This is a genomic window from Thermoanaerobacter sp. CM-CNRG TB177 (assembly GCF_018588165.1).
GTDB classification, from domain to species: domain Bacteria; phylum Bacillota; class Thermoanaerobacteria; order Thermoanaerobacterales; family Thermoanaerobacteraceae; genus Thermoanaerobacter; species Thermoanaerobacter thermocopriae.
In genome coordinates this window covers 18,691-34,246 of sequence record NZ_JAFCAC010000062.1, presented here as the reverse complement: position 1 = coordinate 34,246, position 15,556 = coordinate 18,691, and the positions used below count along the sequence as shown (strand labels likewise).

The window sequence follows — 15,556 nt, the reverse complement described above, 5'->3', positions numbered from 1 at the left end:
GGAATAATAGTGGGCATAAAAAGAAGATGGAATAAGTTCAGATAAATCAACAAAGGAATCAAAGAGTTTAATAAACTTGGGTTTATCTTCTTCAAAGAAGGATTGAACATCATCGTAAATATCGGAGAGAGAAAGTTGTTTAGCTTTGATTTTCATAGGATTTCCTCCATTTCTTTTTGGGATTTGGTTCTCTATATAAATTCGACGAAAGTGGAGGAATTCCTTTGAAAATATATAGCAGAATCCCTTAATCCATAAGGATTTTGGGATTCTGCAAAGACCTAAAAGTTTATAAATTTTAGGAGGGTGCTATGAGGCAAAATATCTATCTTTCAAATATAAGCTTGAATGAGGCAATAAATATTTTTCTTGAAAAAATAAAAGATTTTAAGCTTGGAAGAGAATATGTAAAAACTTATGGAGCAAATGGTAGAGTTACAGCAAAACCTATATTTGCTAAAATTTCATCACCTTTTTACAGCTGTTCTGCTGTTGACGGGATTGCAACAGTAGCAAAAAAGACATTTACTGCAACAGACAAAAATCCTGTAAGGCTTAAAGAAGGAGTTGATTATGTAGTTATTGATACAGGTGATCCTATTCCAGATGAATATGATTGCGTAATTATGGTTGAAGATTTAATTTGGGTATCTCAAGATGAGGTTGAGATAATAAAGCCTGCTATTCCATGGCAAAATATACGACAAATTGGTGAGGATATAGTAGAAGGACAACTTATACTTCCTCAAAGCCATAGAATAAGACCTGTTGATATTGGTGCTTTGATTGCAGGAGGAGTATTTGAAGTTGAAGTTTATAAAAAGCCTAAAGTTGCAATCATTCCAACAGGAACAGAGCTAGTAGAACCAGGGGAAGAACTTAAAGTTGGAGATATAATAGAATTTAACTCGAGAGTTTTTGCCGCGCAGGTTGAAGAATACGGCGGAATTCCAACAAGATTTGATATTGCAAAAGATGATTTTGAGAAATTGAAAGCTGCTGTTGATAAAGCTTCAAAGGAATACGACATTATCCTATTAAATGCTGGTTCATCTGCAGGACGTGAGGATTATTCTAAAAAGGTTATTGAAACCTTAGGTGAAGTCTATATTCATGGAATTGCTATAAAACCTGGAAAGCCAGTTATACTAGGAAAGGTAAACAATAAGCCTATTGTTGGAATACCAGGTTTTCCTGTTTCAGCTTATTTTATAATGGAAAACATAGTTAAGAAGCTTATCAACTTTGTTCAAGGATATGATATAAAGGATAAGAGATATATAGAAGCAACTCTTTCAAAAAGAATTATGTCATCTTCAAAATATCTTGAGTTTGTAAGAGTAAAACTTGGTTTTATAGACGGTAAATACATCGCGGCGCCAATTGAACGGGGAGCAGGTACTACAATGAGCCTTGTAAGGGCTGATGGGGTTTTGGAAATACCTGAGGAGCTTGAGGGTTATGAAAAAGGGACAAGGGTTAATGTAAACATATTAAAAAGCGAAGACGAGATTAAAAATACAATTCTTTGTATAGGAAGCCACGATTTGATACTTGATATTGCAGCAGATCTTCTTGCCAAAAGAGGAAAATTCACGCTATCTTCAGCCCATGTCGGAAGCATTGGGGGAATACTCTCATTGAAGGATAGGGAAACACATTTTGCAACAATTCACCTTCTTGATGTGGAAACGGGTGAGTATAATAAATCTTATGTGAAAAGATATATTCCAAACAGAAAAATTGCCCTTATAAAATTTGTAAAAAGAATTCAGGGGCTTATGGTTAAAAAAGGTAATCCACTAGAGATTAATTCTTTGGAGGATATTGTAAAAAAAGGTGCAAGGTTTGTGAACAGGCAAAAGGGATCTGGTACAAGGATTTTGCTTGATTATGAATTAAAAAGATTGGGTATAAATCCCAAAGACATCATAGGTTATGATAGGGAAGAATATACTCATATTTCGGTTGCAGCACAAATAGCTAAAGGAAATGCAGATGCTGGACTTGGGGTATTTTCTGCTGCTAAGATTATGGACCTTGATTTTATTCCGATAGCAAATGAAGAGTATGACATTGCAATTCCCGTTGAGTACTTAGAACTTGATGGGGTAAAGCAGTTTTTGGAGGTTATAAATTCAGAAGAATTTAAAAATGAGCTTGATAAGCTTGGAGGGTATGACTATAGCAATTTAGGAGAAATTATCATTATCGAGTAAAGGAGAATTTTTATGAGAGATAGGTTAGGAAGAAATGTTGATTATTTAAGAGTTTCTGTTACGGATAGATGTAACTTAAGGTGCATTTATTGTATGCCGGAGGAGGGAATACCCAAAAAAGATCATAATGAGATTCTAAGGAACGAAGAGATTTTAAAAATAATTAGGATTTCAGCAGAACTTGGCATTAAAAAGGTAAGGTTTACAGGAGGCGAGCCACTTGTAAGGAAGGGAATTGAGAACATAATTTATGAAACATCAAAAATAAAAGGCATTGAAGACATTGCACTTACAACTAATGGAACAAAACTTTATGAAATGGCAGATACTTTAAAAGAAGCAGGACTTAAAAGAGTTAACATAAGCCTTGATAGTCTTAAAAAAGATCGATACCGTATGATTACAAGGCTTGGGAATATTGATGATGTATTTAGGGCTATTGACAAAAGTTTATCTATTGGACTTGAACCTGTAAAAATTAATACGGTTGTAATAAAAGGTATAAATGACGATGAAATTTTTGATTTTGTGAAGCTTGCCGATGAAAACCCGCTTCACATCCGATTTATTGAAATAATGCCGATAGGTGAAGGAGCAAAATTCAAAGATAACTATATATCGTCGGATGATTTAATAAGTAGCATTCCCGGACTGACTCCGGTTGAAACAGAACCGGGTAACACTGCAAGGGTTTTTAAAAGAAAAGGAGCAAAGGGAACGGTTGGTTTTATTGCACCTTTGTCATGTAAATTTTGTTCAAGTTGTAATAGGATTAGACTTACTGCAGCTGGAACTATAAAACCTTGTCTGCATTCAAAATATGAAGTAGATATTAAAAGTTTTTTAAATGATGAAGACAAGATAAGAGCAATGCTGGAACATGCAATCTTAAGTAAGCCGGCAGGGCATAATCTTGAAAAGGAAATAAGCCAGAATCAAAAAATGATGTTTCAAATAGGAGGATAGTATATGAATTTAACACACATTAATGAAGAAGGTAGAGCAAGAATGGTCGATGTTAGCGATAAAGATGAGACAAAAAGGGAAGCTGTTGCAATAGGAAGCATTTATATGAAAAGTGAAACTTTAAGAAGAATACATGAAGGAACTATTAAAAAAGGAGATGTCCTAGCAGTTGCACAGGTTGCTGGTATTATGGCTGCGAAAAATACATCTCATATGATTCCAATGTGTCATCCTATCATGATAACCGGGTGTGATATTAGTTTTAGTTTGGATTTTGAAAATTCAAAGATTGACATTAAAGCGGTAGTTAAAACTGTTGGACAAACAGGGGTTGAGATGGAGGCATTGACTGCAGTTACGGTTGCAGCTCTTACGATTTATGATATGTGTAAAGCAATAGATAGAGACATGGTTATAAGCGAAATAATGCTTGTGAAAAAAAGTGGTGGAAAATCAGGCCTTTATGAAAGGGAGGTTTAATAATGGCAAAGGTGGTGTCAGTTAATATTAGCGAAAAGAAAGGAACTGTAAAAAAGCCTATAGAAAAGGGATATTTTAGAGAAAACCACGGGCTTGAAGGAGATGCTCATGCTGGAAGGGGACACAGGCAGGTCAGTCTTCTTGCAGAGGAGAGTATAGAAAAAATGAAAGCAAAAGGCATTTGGGATTTGGCTGCAGGAAAATTTGCAGAAAATATAACAACGGAAGGAATTGAACTTCACACTTTGCCGGTAGGGACAAAACTTAAAATAGGAGAAGAGGTTATTCTTGAAATATCTCAAATAGGGAAAAAATGTCACGAAGCTTGTGAGATCAGAAAGATTACAGGCGATTGTATAATGCCAAAAGAAGGTGTATTTGCAAGGGTGTTAAAAAGCGGGTTTATAAAGCCCGGAGATGAAATTATAGTTATAAATGGATAAAATTACTGTAACTCCGAGAGATAATTTTTGTCTTTTAAAAATTTTAAATTATATGTCAAGGAGATAAGCAGCAAATATGGCAGGTATGTATATAAAAGGAAGCTATTACTCTCAACAAAAATGATGAAGAAATTATGAAAAGTTTAAAGTGTTATAAATGAAAAGGAATGTTTGGTTATTGGCGATTTTTGCATTGTTAATGTTCCTTACCAATGGATGCGTTAATGCGGGCAAGAGTTCAAAAGAGACTCCAAAAATGAAAAGTGCAAGTTACACAGGACAAAAACTTTACATTTATGCACCAACATCACTTAAAAAACCTATGGATGAAGTTATTTTTAGCTTTGAAAAGAAAACAGGAGCTAAAGTAATACCAAATTATGGAGCTTCCGGTGAACTTTACTCTCAGATAAAAAGTGGACAGCCTTGCGATATTTATTTTTCTGCTGATTGGCTTTATGTTGATAAACTAAAAAGTGATGATATGCTAAAAACTTCTCAGAAATTCTTGGAAGATGTTGTAGTGCTTATAGTTTCAGAAAAAGGCAAGAACAAGGTTCAAAAAGTGGATGATTTGTTAAAACCGAATGTAGTAGTGGGAGTGGCTGATCCTAAAGCTCCTATCGGTGTTTATACCGAAACAGCACTTAAGAAAAATGAAATTGTGGGATAAATTAATTTTGTCGGGAAATCTTAAAGCTCGACCTGCAACTGTTAATCAGGTTGCGATGATGGTTAAAAATGTTGAGCTTGATGCCGGTTTTGTTTACTCAAGTGTAGCTAGCGTTAAGAACACTTTTGTAATTGCTTTTTTTGCTTCAATTTTAGCACCTTTTTGGCTTTGGGATTTGGATATTACCATCTTTTTTCTAAGAATTCTTTTATATATCGTTTTGCCAATCTTATAAATGATTTGCCTGTTGCTGTGCTCCATACAGTAGCCGGAGCTGCTCTGCTTTTGGCATTTGGACGCAATGTTTTGGGATTTATCAGCAATACTGGTCTTGCTTTCATGATGATTTCGGTTGTATTAGCTATGTTTTTTGTATCATATCTATTAGCTGCAAGAGCAATAGCAAGTGGAGCAGATCAAATAGAACCAGAACTAGTAGACGTAGCGCGCACCTTGTGGGATATACTCTTCAAAGTTTACTTGCGAATTATCCTTCCTCTTTTGAAAGAGGCTATATTTTCAGGACTAGTACTTACCTTTGCTCATTCTTTAAGTGAGTTTCCTGCTGTAATTATGTTTGGTGGAAATATTCCAGGTGTTACTCAAGTTTTAGCTTCTCATGTATTTACTAAAATTGAGGAGGGCGAACTTGATATGGCTGTGACAGCTAGCGCTTTTTGTGCCGTAATATCCCTAATACTTGTTGGATTGCTTAATTTAATAAAGAAGGAGGAGTATCAAAAATGCTTGAAATTATTGAGATGACTAAAAGTTTTAAAGAACGAAAAGTGCTAAAAGATGTGACATTCAAAATATCTTCTGAAATTAAAGTAATAATAGGATTGAATGGAAGTGGTAAATCTACATTGCTTAGAATCATAGCTGGAATAATAAAACCTGATAAAGGGCGAATAATTATTAACGGCTAAGATGTAACCATGCTGCCGCCCGAACACAGAAAGGTAGGATATGTGCCGCAGCGCACAGCCCTTTTTTTGGTCATCTGACAGTAAAAGATAATATCATATATCCATTGAAAAATGGACGAGGATCTAAGGAAACAGCAGAAAGAATGATTGAGATATTGGGGCTAAAAGACTATTTGTATTATAAGCCACGACAACTTAGTGGAGGGTATAAAATGCGAGTTTCGTTAGCTCGAGCTTTAGTATATGAGCCGCAAATTATGCTTCTGGACGAACCTTTTAGTGAAATTGATGCTGTGCAGCTAAAGAAAAGCTTTTACCTGAGTTTTATAGACTGCTGAAAAGCAGAAATATACCGTTACACATGATATCCATGAGGCAGGGTTAATAGGAGACAGCTTTGCAGTTGTGAATGATGGAGAGCTTATTCATATTGATTCAGCATCTAAAGCCTTTGAGCTTATAGAAGATAAGGTTTTTCAAAAATCATATTTTTCAGGACACGGCAAAAAATGATCTATATGAACATGAGAGAGGAGGCAGAAATATGGAAGGAATAGTTTTGTCGATAAATATAAGTGAAAAAAAGGGTGAGCCTAAAACACCTATATCAGAAGGTTTTTTTAGGAAGGATTTTGGGCTTGAAGGTGATGGACACGCAGGTGTAGATATATACCGGCAAGTAACATTTTTGGATATAGAGACTATTGAGGAAATGAAAGTTTTAGGAATAGAAGGTTTAAAACCTGGTATGATTGCCGAAAATATTACAACTAAAAACATAAAACTTTACCGATTTCCTATTGGTACAAAAATAAAAGTTGGAGAAGTGTTTTTGGAGATTACAATGATAGGGAAGAAATGCGAAAAGCCAGAAAATTGTTCATTGAAAATAGAAGTAGATAAATGTTTAGCAAAATCGCGTATAGTTTTTGCAAAAGTTATAGAAAGTGGAAAAATAAAAGTGGGCGATATAATTAAAGTGCTAGACTATAAAGATGAGTAGAATGGAAGATACTCAGATTAATGTAAAAAGTATACATTTCTCTAAGACTTTTAATTTTTAATATAGTTAAAAAAGGGTTCTTTGTCAAGAGTTGGGGCAGATATTTGTCCGTGTCAAGATTTTGTAGGTAAAAATTTTTTTAATTATAAATTGCAATATAGAGAATTGCAGAATGCCATTGACAGAGCCTATTACCTGGCAGAAGGCGAAATAATCACTGAAGATTATTTTCCCGAGAATATAGAGAGAAAAAATTGTGAGGAAGACATAAATGTGACTGCAGTACTTCCTTTTGATGTTATTGAGGAGAAGAATATAAAAGAAGCATTAAGGCTTGCAAAGGGCGACGTTGTCAAAGCGGCTAAGATGCTAAATTTAAGCAGAGCGACTATTTACAGAAAAATAAAGAAATACAAAGTAAATTTGAAAGAACTTTCATCTCTAGTTGAGACAAAATAGTTTAAGTCTCAAAATGAGACGCAATATATGTCTCATTTTGAGACTGTTACTTTTATGTCCCCTAGGATTATGGGGGTTTTTATTTTGGCATAAAACTTGCATAAATACTGAGTATGAGGCAAAAACTACTTAAGTAAAAATGGAGGTGATTTAAATGGTTATAAAAGGTGAGTATGTAAATATAAAAGGCAGTAAAATTCATTATTTAGAAATAGATAAAGAGAGTAGCAAAGATACAGTGATATTATTGCATGGCAAAAGATACAATGCTTATGATTGGATAAATTCAGGGATAGCTGAAAATTTATCTAATCAAGGATTTAAGGTGATATGCTTTGAGTTTCCCGGATATGGTTCTTCCGAAGAGTGCGATTTAGAAAAGGAAGAGGTTTTATTAGAATTTGTAAAAAAATTAAATATATCTTCTTTTCACCTTGTAGCTCCCTCTTTTAGTGGGGAGATATCTATAAAATTTGCTCTCAAATATGGCGATATGCTTAAAAGCTTGACAATTGTAGATAGCATAAATGTAGATAAATACAAAGAAAAATTAAATGAAATATATGTAAAAACATTGATTGTATGGGGGAAGAAAGATGAAATTGCACCCTATGAATTTGCGGAAATATTGAAAAATAATATTAAAAACAGTACATTGTTTGTGTTTGAAAATTTGGGACATACCTGCTATTTTGATGATGCAAAAAAGTTCTCTGAGGTGTTGATAAATTTTATAAGAGCATAAATTAAAGGGGCTGTCTTTAGGATGGCCTTTTTTTATGTTGACAAATACAAAATTTCGTGTATAATGTATACATGATACCCCTAAACAGAGGGGGAGTATTTTTAATGGAGGTAGAATTATGAGAGTAGCAAGAATCGATGAAAATATATGCGACAGGTCACCTTTTTGTCCAGCAGCAATGAGCTGCAGATTTAAGGCTTTTAAAGTTACGTTTGGAGGGTCATTTAGGATAAACATAAGCATCGATGAAGAAAAGTGCACAGGGTGTGGTGTTTGTACGAGATATTGTCCTCATGGAGCAATTGAGCTTGTTGAAAAAGAAAAAGCTTCATAAAAATAAGGCACAAACAAGTGCCTTATTTCAGACTGTAGACAAACTCTTTATGATATGTTGGCATTTTGCATAAGTGTAGCGACTTGATAGAGCAGTAACTAAACTTAGCGAGGCTGAGAGGCGAAAGCGGGGCCGAAGCCAAGGAAGGCGGAGGCGGGCACTAAGTCAAGGATGACGAATGTGCCCGGAACCCCGCTTGAGCCCGAGGACGAGCGCTAGTTTAGTCTGCGATATCACCGGAGCAAACGATGCAAAATGCCAACAAAAATAGAACTTTGTCAACAAACTGAGATAAGGCACACTTAAGTGCCTTATTTTACATTTGCCTTTTCTACTAATTTAATCCTATGCATTGTAGAAGGATGAGAATAAGAAAACCATTCTATAAAAGGCGGCGGAGCTACATCCAATAAACTTTTTTTAGCAAGGTCAATCTGAAGTTTTATTACAAGTTTTTTGTCGCGAAGGTACTCTACAGATAGTAAATCTGCTTGTTTTTCCATCTGCCTTGATATGTAATTTTGTATTGGACTTGTGTCAAAATTTATAAGTAGTATAAACAAATATATCATCGCTAAAACAGCAGGAGTCATTCTTTTACCATAAGGGAGAAATAGGCTTGAGTGAATTAAAATATTAAGAAAATAAAGGCCTATTACAAGTCCTACTATGCCTATTAACATACTTTTTAATACGTGATTTTCTTTCCAATGACCTGCTTCATGAGCTATAACTGCCTTTATTTCATCCTCTGGATAATTTTTTAATAATGTATCATACAATACAATCCTACTTGTCTTTCCAAATCCATAAAAGTAGGCATTGGCAAGAGTAGTCCTTTTACTTGCATCCATTTCTTGAATCTTATCTATTTTTATTCCCGCATTTTTTGATATTTCCTTTACCATGTTTATTATTTTTTGGTCTTTGATTGGGGTGAATTTATTAAATAAAGGTGCTATAAAAGTAGGATAGACGTAAATTTGCACAAACATAATTATCGTCAAAAAGACTGCAGCACTTACCCACCAGTTATTAGGCCATTTATTTAGAGCCACAAATAAGAGCAATACTCCCATTGACGAAAAAACAAAGTCTAAAGCCGCACTTTTAAAATAATCACTCCACCAAGAAGCCATTGTCTGTACAGAAAAACCCCATTCAACTTGAACAGAATGGCTTAAAAGGCTAAAGGGTAGAGATATTAACCTTAAAATTACCCATAAGGCAATGAAATATAAAAAGACATTCACATAGTATTTACCTGAAGCTAATTTTTCAGTATAATATGAAAGCTTGATAGCATTATTCCCAAATACAAACCATATCAAAAAAGCTGCTTTTGTCAAAAAAGAAGTTATGTAAATCAATCGATTTATTCTGTGATACTTTTGCGCTTTTGATATTTCTAAAGGAGAAAAATATTTGTAGACTTCACGAGGTATATTTCCTGGAAATAATGTATAATAAAGGTATAAAGCAGAAAATATTGTGGTAATTAATATAAGTGTCAGCCACAATTTATTGAATTTTATAAAAGACATAGTCTTCAATCCTTTCACAAAGTTTTACCTAACAATATTATATCTCATTAGAGGAAAAAATAGTTTTGCAAATAAAATTATTTGCTTTTTTGTATAAATACTTATATTATATATTTGTAAAATGTAGTAAAATGCGAGGGATATATATGAAAACACTTCTTGTAGGAATCAATGCAAAATATTATCACACCAATCTTGCTATAAGAAATATAAGAAAGTTTTGTCATCCTTATGATATAGAAATTTTTGAGACTACTATAAATGACAGTACAGATTTTATGCTAGAAAGTGTTGTAGAAAAGGAACCAGACGTAGTAGGTATATCTTGTTACATATGGAATATAGAAATAGCATTAAATTTGGCTGAAAATATAAAAAAAATACTTCCGAAAGTAATATTGGTTTTGGGGGGACCTGAGGCTTCTTATGATGTAGATAATCTTTTGTCAAAAGGCTTTATAGATTACATAGTTTTAGGGGAAGGGGAAATTGCTTTTAAAGAATTATTGGAAGCGTTAGAAGGAAAAAGGGATATAAAAGAAGTTGCAGGAATTAGCTATAAGGTTGATGGGCAAATAGTAATTCAACCACAAAAAGATTATGTCAACTTAAATGAAGTTCCCATATCTTATGAGGAAGAGGAAGATTTGAGCAATAAGCTTGTGTATTATGAGACCTCAAGAGGTTGTCCTTTTAAATGTGCTTATTGTCTTTCTTCTATTGACAATAAATTGAGATATGAAAGCCTTGAAAAAGTCGAAGGGGATTTGAAGTGGTTTGTAGATAAAAATGTGAAAATATTAAAACTTATTGATAGGTCTTTTAATTCAAATAGAAAGAGAGCAAGAGAGATTTTAAATATTATGAAAAAAATAGGTGGAGATACTGTATTTCACTGCGAAGTTAACCCTGAGCTTGTGGATAAAGAGTTTATAGAAGAATTAAAAGGGTTGGAAAAAAGAATACAGTTTGAAGTAGGAGTTCAGACTACAAATAAGAATAGCTTAAAAAAAATATCTCGTATTACTGCAGTTGAAAAAGCCTTGAGAGGAATAAAACTGCTTAGAGAAGCGGGAATAAAACTGCATGTAGATTTGATAGCGGGACTTCCTGAAGATAGTTTTGAAACTTTTAGTAAAGCTTTTGATGATGTGTATAATTTAAAACCTGATGAAATACAGTTGGGATTTTTAAAAGTATTAAAAGGTACTCCTTTAATGAGAAAAGTGGAGGAGTTTAAAATAGTTTATGATAATAAGCCCCCCTATGAGATCTTGTATACAAAGGATGTTAGTTATCAAGAGTTAGTCATTTTAAAAGGTATAGCATTCCTTTTGAACAAATACTATAATTCCGGAAAATTTAAAAAAACTCTTGAATATTTGGAGAATAAATTTGAAAGGCCATTTGACTTTTATCTTGAATTTTATAAGTACTGGAAGGAAAACGAGCTATTATATAAAAATCATTCATTAAAAGCCTTATACGATATTTTATATAAATTTTCTATTGAAACACTCGATGTTGATGAGGATTTAATAAAAGACGTTATAAAATTTGATTTTTTGTATTTTAATGCTGCCAAAGATTTACCTGATTGTGTAAAAGAAAAATATGAGAAAGGTCAAGAGATTTTTAAAAAGTATATTAAAGATGAAAATTGGTTAAAAGAAAATCTTCCACAAGCTGTTGGACTTTCCAGCCTTGAATTGTCAAAAAAAATAGTTTATGAATTTTTTAAACACGATGTGACAGCAGATTTTAAAAAAGAAAATTTAATAATAATTTTCCTTCATGGAAAAGAACAAACTTATTATGCAAAATTAATTTTGTGAATTTGTTTTTAAAGGTAAATGTGATAAAATTTGTATAGTAATTGAAAAATGAGGAGGCATATTTATGAAACCTTTAGTAATCGCCCATAGAGGAGATTCAAGAAATGCTCCAGAAAACACATTAGCATCTTTTAAAAGTGCTTTAGAAATGGGAGCTGACGGTATTGAATTGGACGTGCAGCTTACTAAAGATGGACAACTAGTAGTTATTCACGATGAAAGGGTAGACAGGACTACAGACGGAATTGGCTTTGTTAAAGATTTTACTTTAAAAGAGCTTAAGAGGTTAGATGCTGGCATAAAATTTGACAAGAAGTTTGCAGGTGAGAGAATACCAAGTCTTTATGAAGTTTTTGAACTCATTGGACATAAAAATTTTATTGTAAATATAGAGATAAAAAGTGGAATTGTACTTTATCCAGGAATTGAAGAAAAGCTTATCAAAGCGATAGAAGATTATGACTTTGAGGATAGAGTAGTTATTTCTTCTTTTAACCATTATAGCTTAAGGGATGTAAAGAGAATGGCACCGGAGCTTAAAATTGGGCTTCTTTATCAATGTGGGCTTGTAGAACCATGGCACATGGCAATACGAATGAAAGCGTATTCTCTGCATCCTTTTTATTTTAATATAATACCTGAATTAGTAGAGGGATGTAAAAAGAATAATATAAAATTATTTCCTTGGACTGTTGATAGGAAAGAAGACATGGAAATGATGATAAAAGCAGGTGTTGATGCGATTATCACTGACGACCCACAAACTTTGATAAATCTTTTAGAGAAGGGAGAATAATATGTCCTCGCGATTGAATTATTTGAAGATATTTAATTTAGGCCTTGGTTTTATGGTAATTTCCATGATTTGGGCAGCATATAATGCCTATATGCCCATTTTTCTTGGTAATTTTACAAAAAGCAATACTTTAATTGGGTTTGTAATGAGTTGGGACAACATTGCTAACCTTTTTATACTTCCATTTTTTGGAGCTTTAAGCGATAATACGCGAACAAGAATAGGCAGGCGAATGCCATATATACTTGTAAGCATGCCTCTTGCTGGCGTTTTATATGCTTTGCTTCCACTTCAGACAAAACTTTTATCGCTTCTCGTTATAGATTTGTTGTTTAATATTGTTGTAGCTACGTATAGGACTCCTATGGTAGCTTTAATGCCAGATATTGTAGAAGAAGAGCACAGAAGCAAAGCTAATGGAGTCATAAATTTTATGGGAGGATTAGGTTCATTAATAATATTTTTTATTGGATCTCAGCTTTATAAAATAAACAAAGCATATCCCTTCTTTTTGTCAGGGATTTTATCATTAATTATACCTATAGTTTTATTTTTAACAATTAAAGAACCTAAAATAGTTGTTAATGAGGAAAAAAAAGAAAAACAGAGTATTTTAAAGGCACTTGCTACTGTGGTAAAAGATCAAAATAAAGCACCCTTTTATACTCTCCTGTCAATTTTTATGACAATTGCAGGTTTTTCTGCAGTTGAAACTTTTTTCACAAGGTATTGCAAAATAGCTTTAAGGATAGACGAAAGTGTTTCTTCTTTTGCAATGGGTTTTTACGCTTTGGCATTTTTAGTTTTTGCTTTACCTGCTGGATTTATAGCTACAAAAATAGGAAAAAGAAAAACTATGATGATTGGAGCTTTTGGACAAGGAATTTTATTTTTAATATTTATGATAGTACGTGATTTTAGGACAATCCAAATTTTGATGCCTTTTGCTGGAATGTTTAATGCTTTATTTACAATAAATTCTTATCCTCTTGTAGTGAGCTATACTTCAGCTGAAAAAATAGGAACATATACAGGGCTTTATTATTTCTTTTCATCCCTGGCAGCAATAGTTACTCCTTCCTCTTTTGGAGCTATTATGGATTTTATAGGATTTAACAAGTTATTTTTAGCAGCGTCTATATGTTTATTTATATCTTTTGCTTTTCTATGGATAATTGGTGAAAAATATGAAAACACAATGTTGTGAAAATATAGCTTTTTTGTGGTATAATCTTAATTGAAAATAAAAATAAAAATTATAGGGTGATGAAATGAAAGAAAAGATAAAATTAATAAAGGGGAATATTGTGGATCAAGAAGTAGATGCTATTGTAAATGCTGCAAATTCTTCTTTATCTGGAGGTGGTGGAGTAGACGGAGCTATTCATAGAGCGGGTGGCCCTTCTATCGCTGAGGAGTGCAGAGTTATAAGAGAAAAACAAGGGGGTTGTCCTACAGGTCATGCGGTTATAACTGGAGCAGGTAATTTAAAGGCTAAATATGTGATTCACGCTGTAGGACCTATTTGGAGAGGTGGCAATCATAATGAAGATAATTTATTAGCAAGTGCTTACATAGAAAGCCTCAAATTGGCGGATGAATATAATGTAAAAACTATAGCTTTTCCTTCTATAAGCACAGGAGCTTATGGTTTTCCTATAGAAAGAGCGGCAAAAATAGCTTTAAGAGTAGTATCTGATTATCTTGAAGGTAGCGATATAAAAGAAGTGAGATTTATACTTTTTAGTGATAAAGACTATGAAGTGTATTCAAAAGCTTATGAGGAACTGACTTAAAGAGAGATAGACCCTCAATACGGGCCTATCTCTCGATTTATTTTACTATTTTTTCTGCCACAAGTAATATCATCAATACACCTACAGCTAGTCTATAATAAGCAAAAGGTTTTAAAGAATGCCTGGTAAGATAAGGTAAGAATTTATCGACGACAAATAAAGCTGTTAAGAATGACGTGATAAAGCCTACTGCCAGGGCTTGCCATTCCAATAAAGACATGGCGCTAAAGCCCTTCAAAAGAGAAAGAGTCGTTGCAGCAAACATTGTAGGTATTGCTAAAAAGAAGGAAAATTCCGCTGCAGCTTTAACTGACAATCCTGCGAGCATACCTCCCATTATAGTAGACGCCGACCGTGACATTCCTGGAAACAGGGACATAACTTGTGCTATACCTATTAACAAAGATTTTTTTGTATCTACTTTGTCCATGTTGTCAATTTTATATCTTTTTCCGAAAGTATCTTCTATGACTATCATCATTATTGCACCTGCGATGAGGGCAATTGCTACAGTGAAGGGCGAAAATAAATGCTCTTCAATGTATTTGTGAGTAAGTAGTCCTATGACAGCTGCTGGTATAAAGGCTATAAAGATTTTGAACCACAAATTAAATCCCCAACTTCCGGGTTTCAAATTTTTAAGAGAAGCAAATATTTTTTTTCTGTAGTAGAATACAACTGCCAAAATAGCACCCAACTGAATGACGATTTCAAACATGGTGGCGAAGTTGCCTGTAAAATGTATAAATTTTCCTACGATGATAAGATGTCCCGTGGAAGAAATAGGTAAAAATTCAGTTAATCCTTCTACTATTCCCATTATAAAAGCTTTGATTAATAGTTCCATTATCATACCCCTTTGTCTTAAATTTTGTAACCTCTATTATTTTATATGATTAATAAAGACTAATCAATCAAAAAAATGTAAATTTAAATTTATTTTTAATTTGCAAAATATGATATAATGTAATCAAGATATGCGAGGTGATTTGCATGGTGATGGAAGGGACTTTTTCGTTTATTGTTGCTATTTTAATATTAGTTTTTATTTTATGGCTTTTAGGTAAGTCTCTGAGATTGATGTTAAAGTTTGTACTAAATGCCTTAGTGGGTTTTGTGATGCTTTTATTTTTTAATTTTTTTGGTGTTCTATTTGGGGTTTACTTGCCTGTCAATATAATTACCTCTTTTATTACAGGAGTTTTTGGGATAGTTGGTATAGTAATTTTGTTAATTCTTAAATATTTATTCCATGTCATATAGGGTTAAGTTCCTTCTCAGGAACTTTCAGACTATAGACAAACTTTCGGAAATAGGATATTTTGCAATCGGTG

The 15,556-nt window shown here is 33.2% G+C and carries 20 protein-coding genes and 1 pseudogene; 18 read left to right on the top strand and 3 right to left on the bottom strand.

What is annotated here, in order from left to right; genetic code table 11:
- A pseudogene (locus tag I4N53_RS12675) lies at nt 1-156 on the bottom strand (DDE transposase); the annotation flags it as partial.
- A 155-nt stretch (nt 157-311) separates the two neighbouring features.
- Between I4N53_RS12675 and I4N53_RS07320 the strand changes: the two are divergent.
- The 13 genes from I4N53_RS07320 (at nt 312) to I4N53_RS07260 (ending at nt 8,251) form a co-directional block, all read left to right on the top strand.
- Nucleotides 312-2,219 (top strand): molybdopterin biosynthesis protein, encoded by a 1,908-nt coding sequence (locus I4N53_RS07320; RefSeq protein WP_214495947.1) that lies wholly within the window; start codon nt 312-314, stop codon nt 2,217-2,219.
- Nucleotides 2,220-2,231: 12 nt separating this feature from the next.
- A complete protein-coding gene (gene moaA, locus I4N53_RS07315) occupies nt 2,232-3,185 on the top strand; it encodes a GTP 3',8-cyclase MoaA (RefSeq protein ID WP_049685664.1) in 954 nt (317 codons plus the stop codon).
- Nucleotides 3,186-3,188: 3 nt separating this feature from the next.
- Nucleotides 3,189-3,665, top strand: a complete 477-nt coding sequence (gene moaC / locus I4N53_RS07310; protein ID WP_009052272.1) for a cyclic pyranopterin monophosphate synthase MoaC — start codon at nt 3,189-3,191, stop codon at nt 3,663-3,665.
- Nucleotides 3,666-3,667: 2 nt separating this feature from the next.
- On the top strand, nt 3,668-4,108 hold the full coding sequence (locus I4N53_RS07305; RefSeq protein ID WP_003868651.1) for an MOSC domain-containing protein: 441 nt from the start codon (nt 3,668-3,670) through the stop codon (nt 4,106-4,108).
- Nucleotides 4,109-4,364: 256 nt separating this feature from the next.
- A complete protein-coding gene (gene modA, locus I4N53_RS07300; RefSeq protein WP_232195799.1) occupies nt 4,365-4,781 on the top strand; it encodes a molybdate ABC transporter substrate-binding protein in 417 nt (138 codons plus the stop codon).
- Between the two features lie 7 nt (nt 4,782-4,788).
- On the top strand, nt 4,789-5,016 hold the full coding sequence (locus tag I4N53_RS07295; protein WP_198001864.1) for a hypothetical protein: 228 nt from the start codon (nt 4,789-4,791) through the stop codon (nt 5,014-5,016).
- On the top strand, nt 4,944-5,546 hold the full coding sequence (locus tag I4N53_RS07290; protein ID WP_003868653.1) for an ABC transporter permease: 603 nt from the start codon (nt 4,944-4,946) through the stop codon (nt 5,544-5,546). The genes I4N53_RS07295 and I4N53_RS07290 overlap by 73 nt, the downstream gene beginning before the upstream one ends.
- Nucleotides 5,525-5,710 (top strand): ATP-binding cassette domain-containing protein, encoded by a 186-nt coding sequence (locus I4N53_RS07285; protein ID WP_003868654.1) that lies wholly within the window; start codon nt 5,525-5,527, stop codon nt 5,708-5,710. Before I4N53_RS07290 ends, I4N53_RS07285 begins: the two co-directional genes overlap by 22 nt.
- A gap of 104 nt (nt 5,711-5,814) precedes the next feature.
- On the top strand, nt 5,815-6,048 hold the full coding sequence (locus I4N53_RS07280; RefSeq protein ID WP_342897040.1) for an ATP-binding cassette domain-containing protein: 234 nt from the start codon (nt 5,815-5,817) through the stop codon (nt 6,046-6,048).
- Nucleotides 6,049-6,254: 206 nt separating this feature from the next.
- Nucleotides 6,255-6,713 (top strand): hypothetical protein, encoded by a 459-nt coding sequence (locus tag I4N53_RS07275; RefSeq protein WP_003868655.1) that lies wholly within the window; start codon nt 6,255-6,257, stop codon nt 6,711-6,713.
- Between the two features lie 81 nt (nt 6,714-6,794).
- Nucleotides 6,795-7,172: a helix-turn-helix domain-containing protein gene (locus I4N53_RS07270; RefSeq protein ID WP_012268702.1), complete on the top strand. Its 378-nt coding sequence runs from the start codon at nt 6,795-6,797 to the stop codon at nt 7,170-7,172.
- Between the two features lie 154 nt (nt 7,173-7,326).
- On the top strand, nt 7,327-7,917 hold the full coding sequence (locus I4N53_RS07265) for an alpha/beta fold hydrolase (protein WP_004406808.1): 591 nt from the start codon (nt 7,327-7,329) through the stop codon (nt 7,915-7,917).
- A 118-nt stretch (nt 7,918-8,035) separates the two neighbouring features.
- A complete protein-coding gene (locus I4N53_RS07260; protein ID WP_003868791.1) occupies nt 8,036-8,251 on the top strand; it encodes an ATP-binding protein in 216 nt (71 codons plus the stop codon).
- A 311-nt stretch (nt 8,252-8,562) separates the two neighbouring features.
- Here I4N53_RS07260 and I4N53_RS07255 read toward each other — a convergent pair whose 3' ends face one another.
- On the bottom strand, nt 8,563-9,795 hold the full coding sequence (locus tag I4N53_RS07255; RefSeq protein WP_009052274.1) for a M48 family metallopeptidase: 1,233 nt from the start codon (nt 9,793-9,795) through the stop codon (nt 8,563-8,565).
- Nucleotides 9,796-9,941: 146 nt separating this feature from the next.
- Between I4N53_RS07255 and I4N53_RS07250 the strand changes: the two genes are divergently transcribed.
- From I4N53_RS07250 to I4N53_RS07235, 4 genes are all read left to right on the top strand, one after another.
- Nucleotides 9,942-11,630, top strand: coding sequence for a B12-binding domain-containing radical SAM protein (locus tag I4N53_RS07250; protein ID WP_003868822.1), 1,689 nt, complete (start codon nt 9,942-9,944; stop codon nt 11,628-11,630).
- Nucleotides 11,631-11,694: 64 nt separating this feature from the next.
- Complete coding sequence (locus I4N53_RS07245; protein WP_003868821.1) at nt 11,695-12,426, top strand: glycerophosphodiester phosphodiesterase; 732 nt, start codon at nt 11,695-11,697, stop codon at nt 12,424-12,426.
- Between the two features lies 1 nt (nt 12,427).
- A complete protein-coding gene (locus I4N53_RS07240; protein ID WP_009052275.1) occupies nt 12,428-13,633 on the top strand; it encodes an MFS transporter in 1,206 nt (401 codons plus the stop codon).
- A gap of 64 nt (nt 13,634-13,697) precedes the next feature.
- Complete coding sequence (locus tag I4N53_RS07235; RefSeq protein WP_009052276.1) at nt 13,698-14,222, top strand: O-acetyl-ADP-ribose deacetylase; 525 nt, start codon at nt 13,698-13,700, stop codon at nt 14,220-14,222.
- A gap of 37 nt (nt 14,223-14,259) precedes the next feature.
- Here the strand turns inward: I4N53_RS07235 and I4N53_RS07230 are convergent, their stop codons facing one another.
- A complete protein-coding gene (locus I4N53_RS07230; RefSeq protein ID WP_009052277.1) occupies nt 14,260-15,069 on the bottom strand; it encodes an undecaprenyl-diphosphate phosphatase in 810 nt (269 codons plus the stop codon).
- A gap of 146 nt (nt 15,070-15,215) precedes the next feature.
- On the opposite strand from I4N53_RS07230, the gene I4N53_RS07225 reads away from it, so the two are divergent.
- Nucleotides 15,216-15,485, top strand: a complete 270-nt coding sequence (locus I4N53_RS07225; protein WP_214495946.1) for a pro-sigmaK processing inhibitor BofA family protein — start codon at nt 15,216-15,218, stop codon at nt 15,483-15,485.
- The last annotated feature ends 71 nt before the right edge of the window (nt 15,486-15,556 follow it).

Coding starts and splice junctions, on each gene's coding strand:
- I4N53_RS07240 (WP_009052275.1), top strand. CDS start 12,428: ATGTCCTCGCGATTGAATTATTTGAAGATATTTAATTTAGGCCTTGGT.
- moaA (WP_049685664.1), top strand. CDS start 2,232: ATGAGAGATAGGTTAGGAAGAAATGTTGATTATTTAAGAGTTTCTGTT.
- I4N53_RS07235 (WP_009052276.1), top strand. CDS start 13,698: ATGAAAGAAAAGATAAAATTAATAAAGGGGAATATTGTGGATCAAGAA.
- I4N53_RS07275 (WP_003868655.1), top strand. CDS start 6,255: ATGGAAGGAATAGTTTTGTCGATAAATATAAGTGAAAAAAAGGGTGAG.
- I4N53_RS07230 (WP_009052277.1), bottom strand. CDS start 15,069: ATGGAACTATTAATCAAAGCTTTTATAATGGGAATAGTAGAAGGATTA.
- I4N53_RS07245 (WP_003868821.1), top strand. CDS start 11,695: ATGAAACCTTTAGTAATCGCCCATAGAGGAGATTCAAGAAATGCTCCA.
- I4N53_RS07250 (WP_003868822.1), top strand. CDS start 9,942: ATGAAAACACTTCTTGTAGGAATCAATGCAAAATATTATCACACCAAT.
- I4N53_RS07305 (WP_003868651.1), top strand. CDS start 3,668: ATGGCAAAGGTGGTGTCAGTTAATATTAGCGAAAAGAAAGGAACTGTA.
- I4N53_RS07260 (WP_003868791.1), top strand. CDS start 8,036: ATGAGAGTAGCAAGAATCGATGAAAATATATGCGACAGGTCACCTTTT.
- I4N53_RS07225 (WP_214495946.1), top strand. CDS start 15,216: ATGGTGATGGAAGGGACTTTTTCGTTTATTGTTGCTATTTTAATATTA.
- I4N53_RS07320 (WP_214495947.1), top strand. CDS start 312: ATGAGGCAAAATATCTATCTTTCAAATATAAGCTTGAATGAGGCAATA.
- moaC (WP_009052272.1), top strand. CDS start 3,189: ATGAATTTAACACACATTAATGAAGAAGGTAGAGCAAGAATGGTCGAT.
- I4N53_RS07265 (WP_004406808.1), top strand. CDS start 7,327: ATGGTTATAAAAGGTGAGTATGTAAATATAAAAGGCAGTAAAATTCAT.
- I4N53_RS07285 (WP_003868654.1), top strand. CDS start 5,525: ATGCTTGAAATTATTGAGATGACTAAAAGTTTTAAAGAACGAAAAGTG.
- modA (WP_232195799.1), top strand. CDS start 4,365: ATGAAAAGTGCAAGTTACACAGGACAAAAACTTTACATTTATGCACCA.
- I4N53_RS07255 (WP_009052274.1), bottom strand. CDS start 9,795: ATGTCTTTTATAAAATTCAATAAATTGTGGCTGACACTTATATTAATT.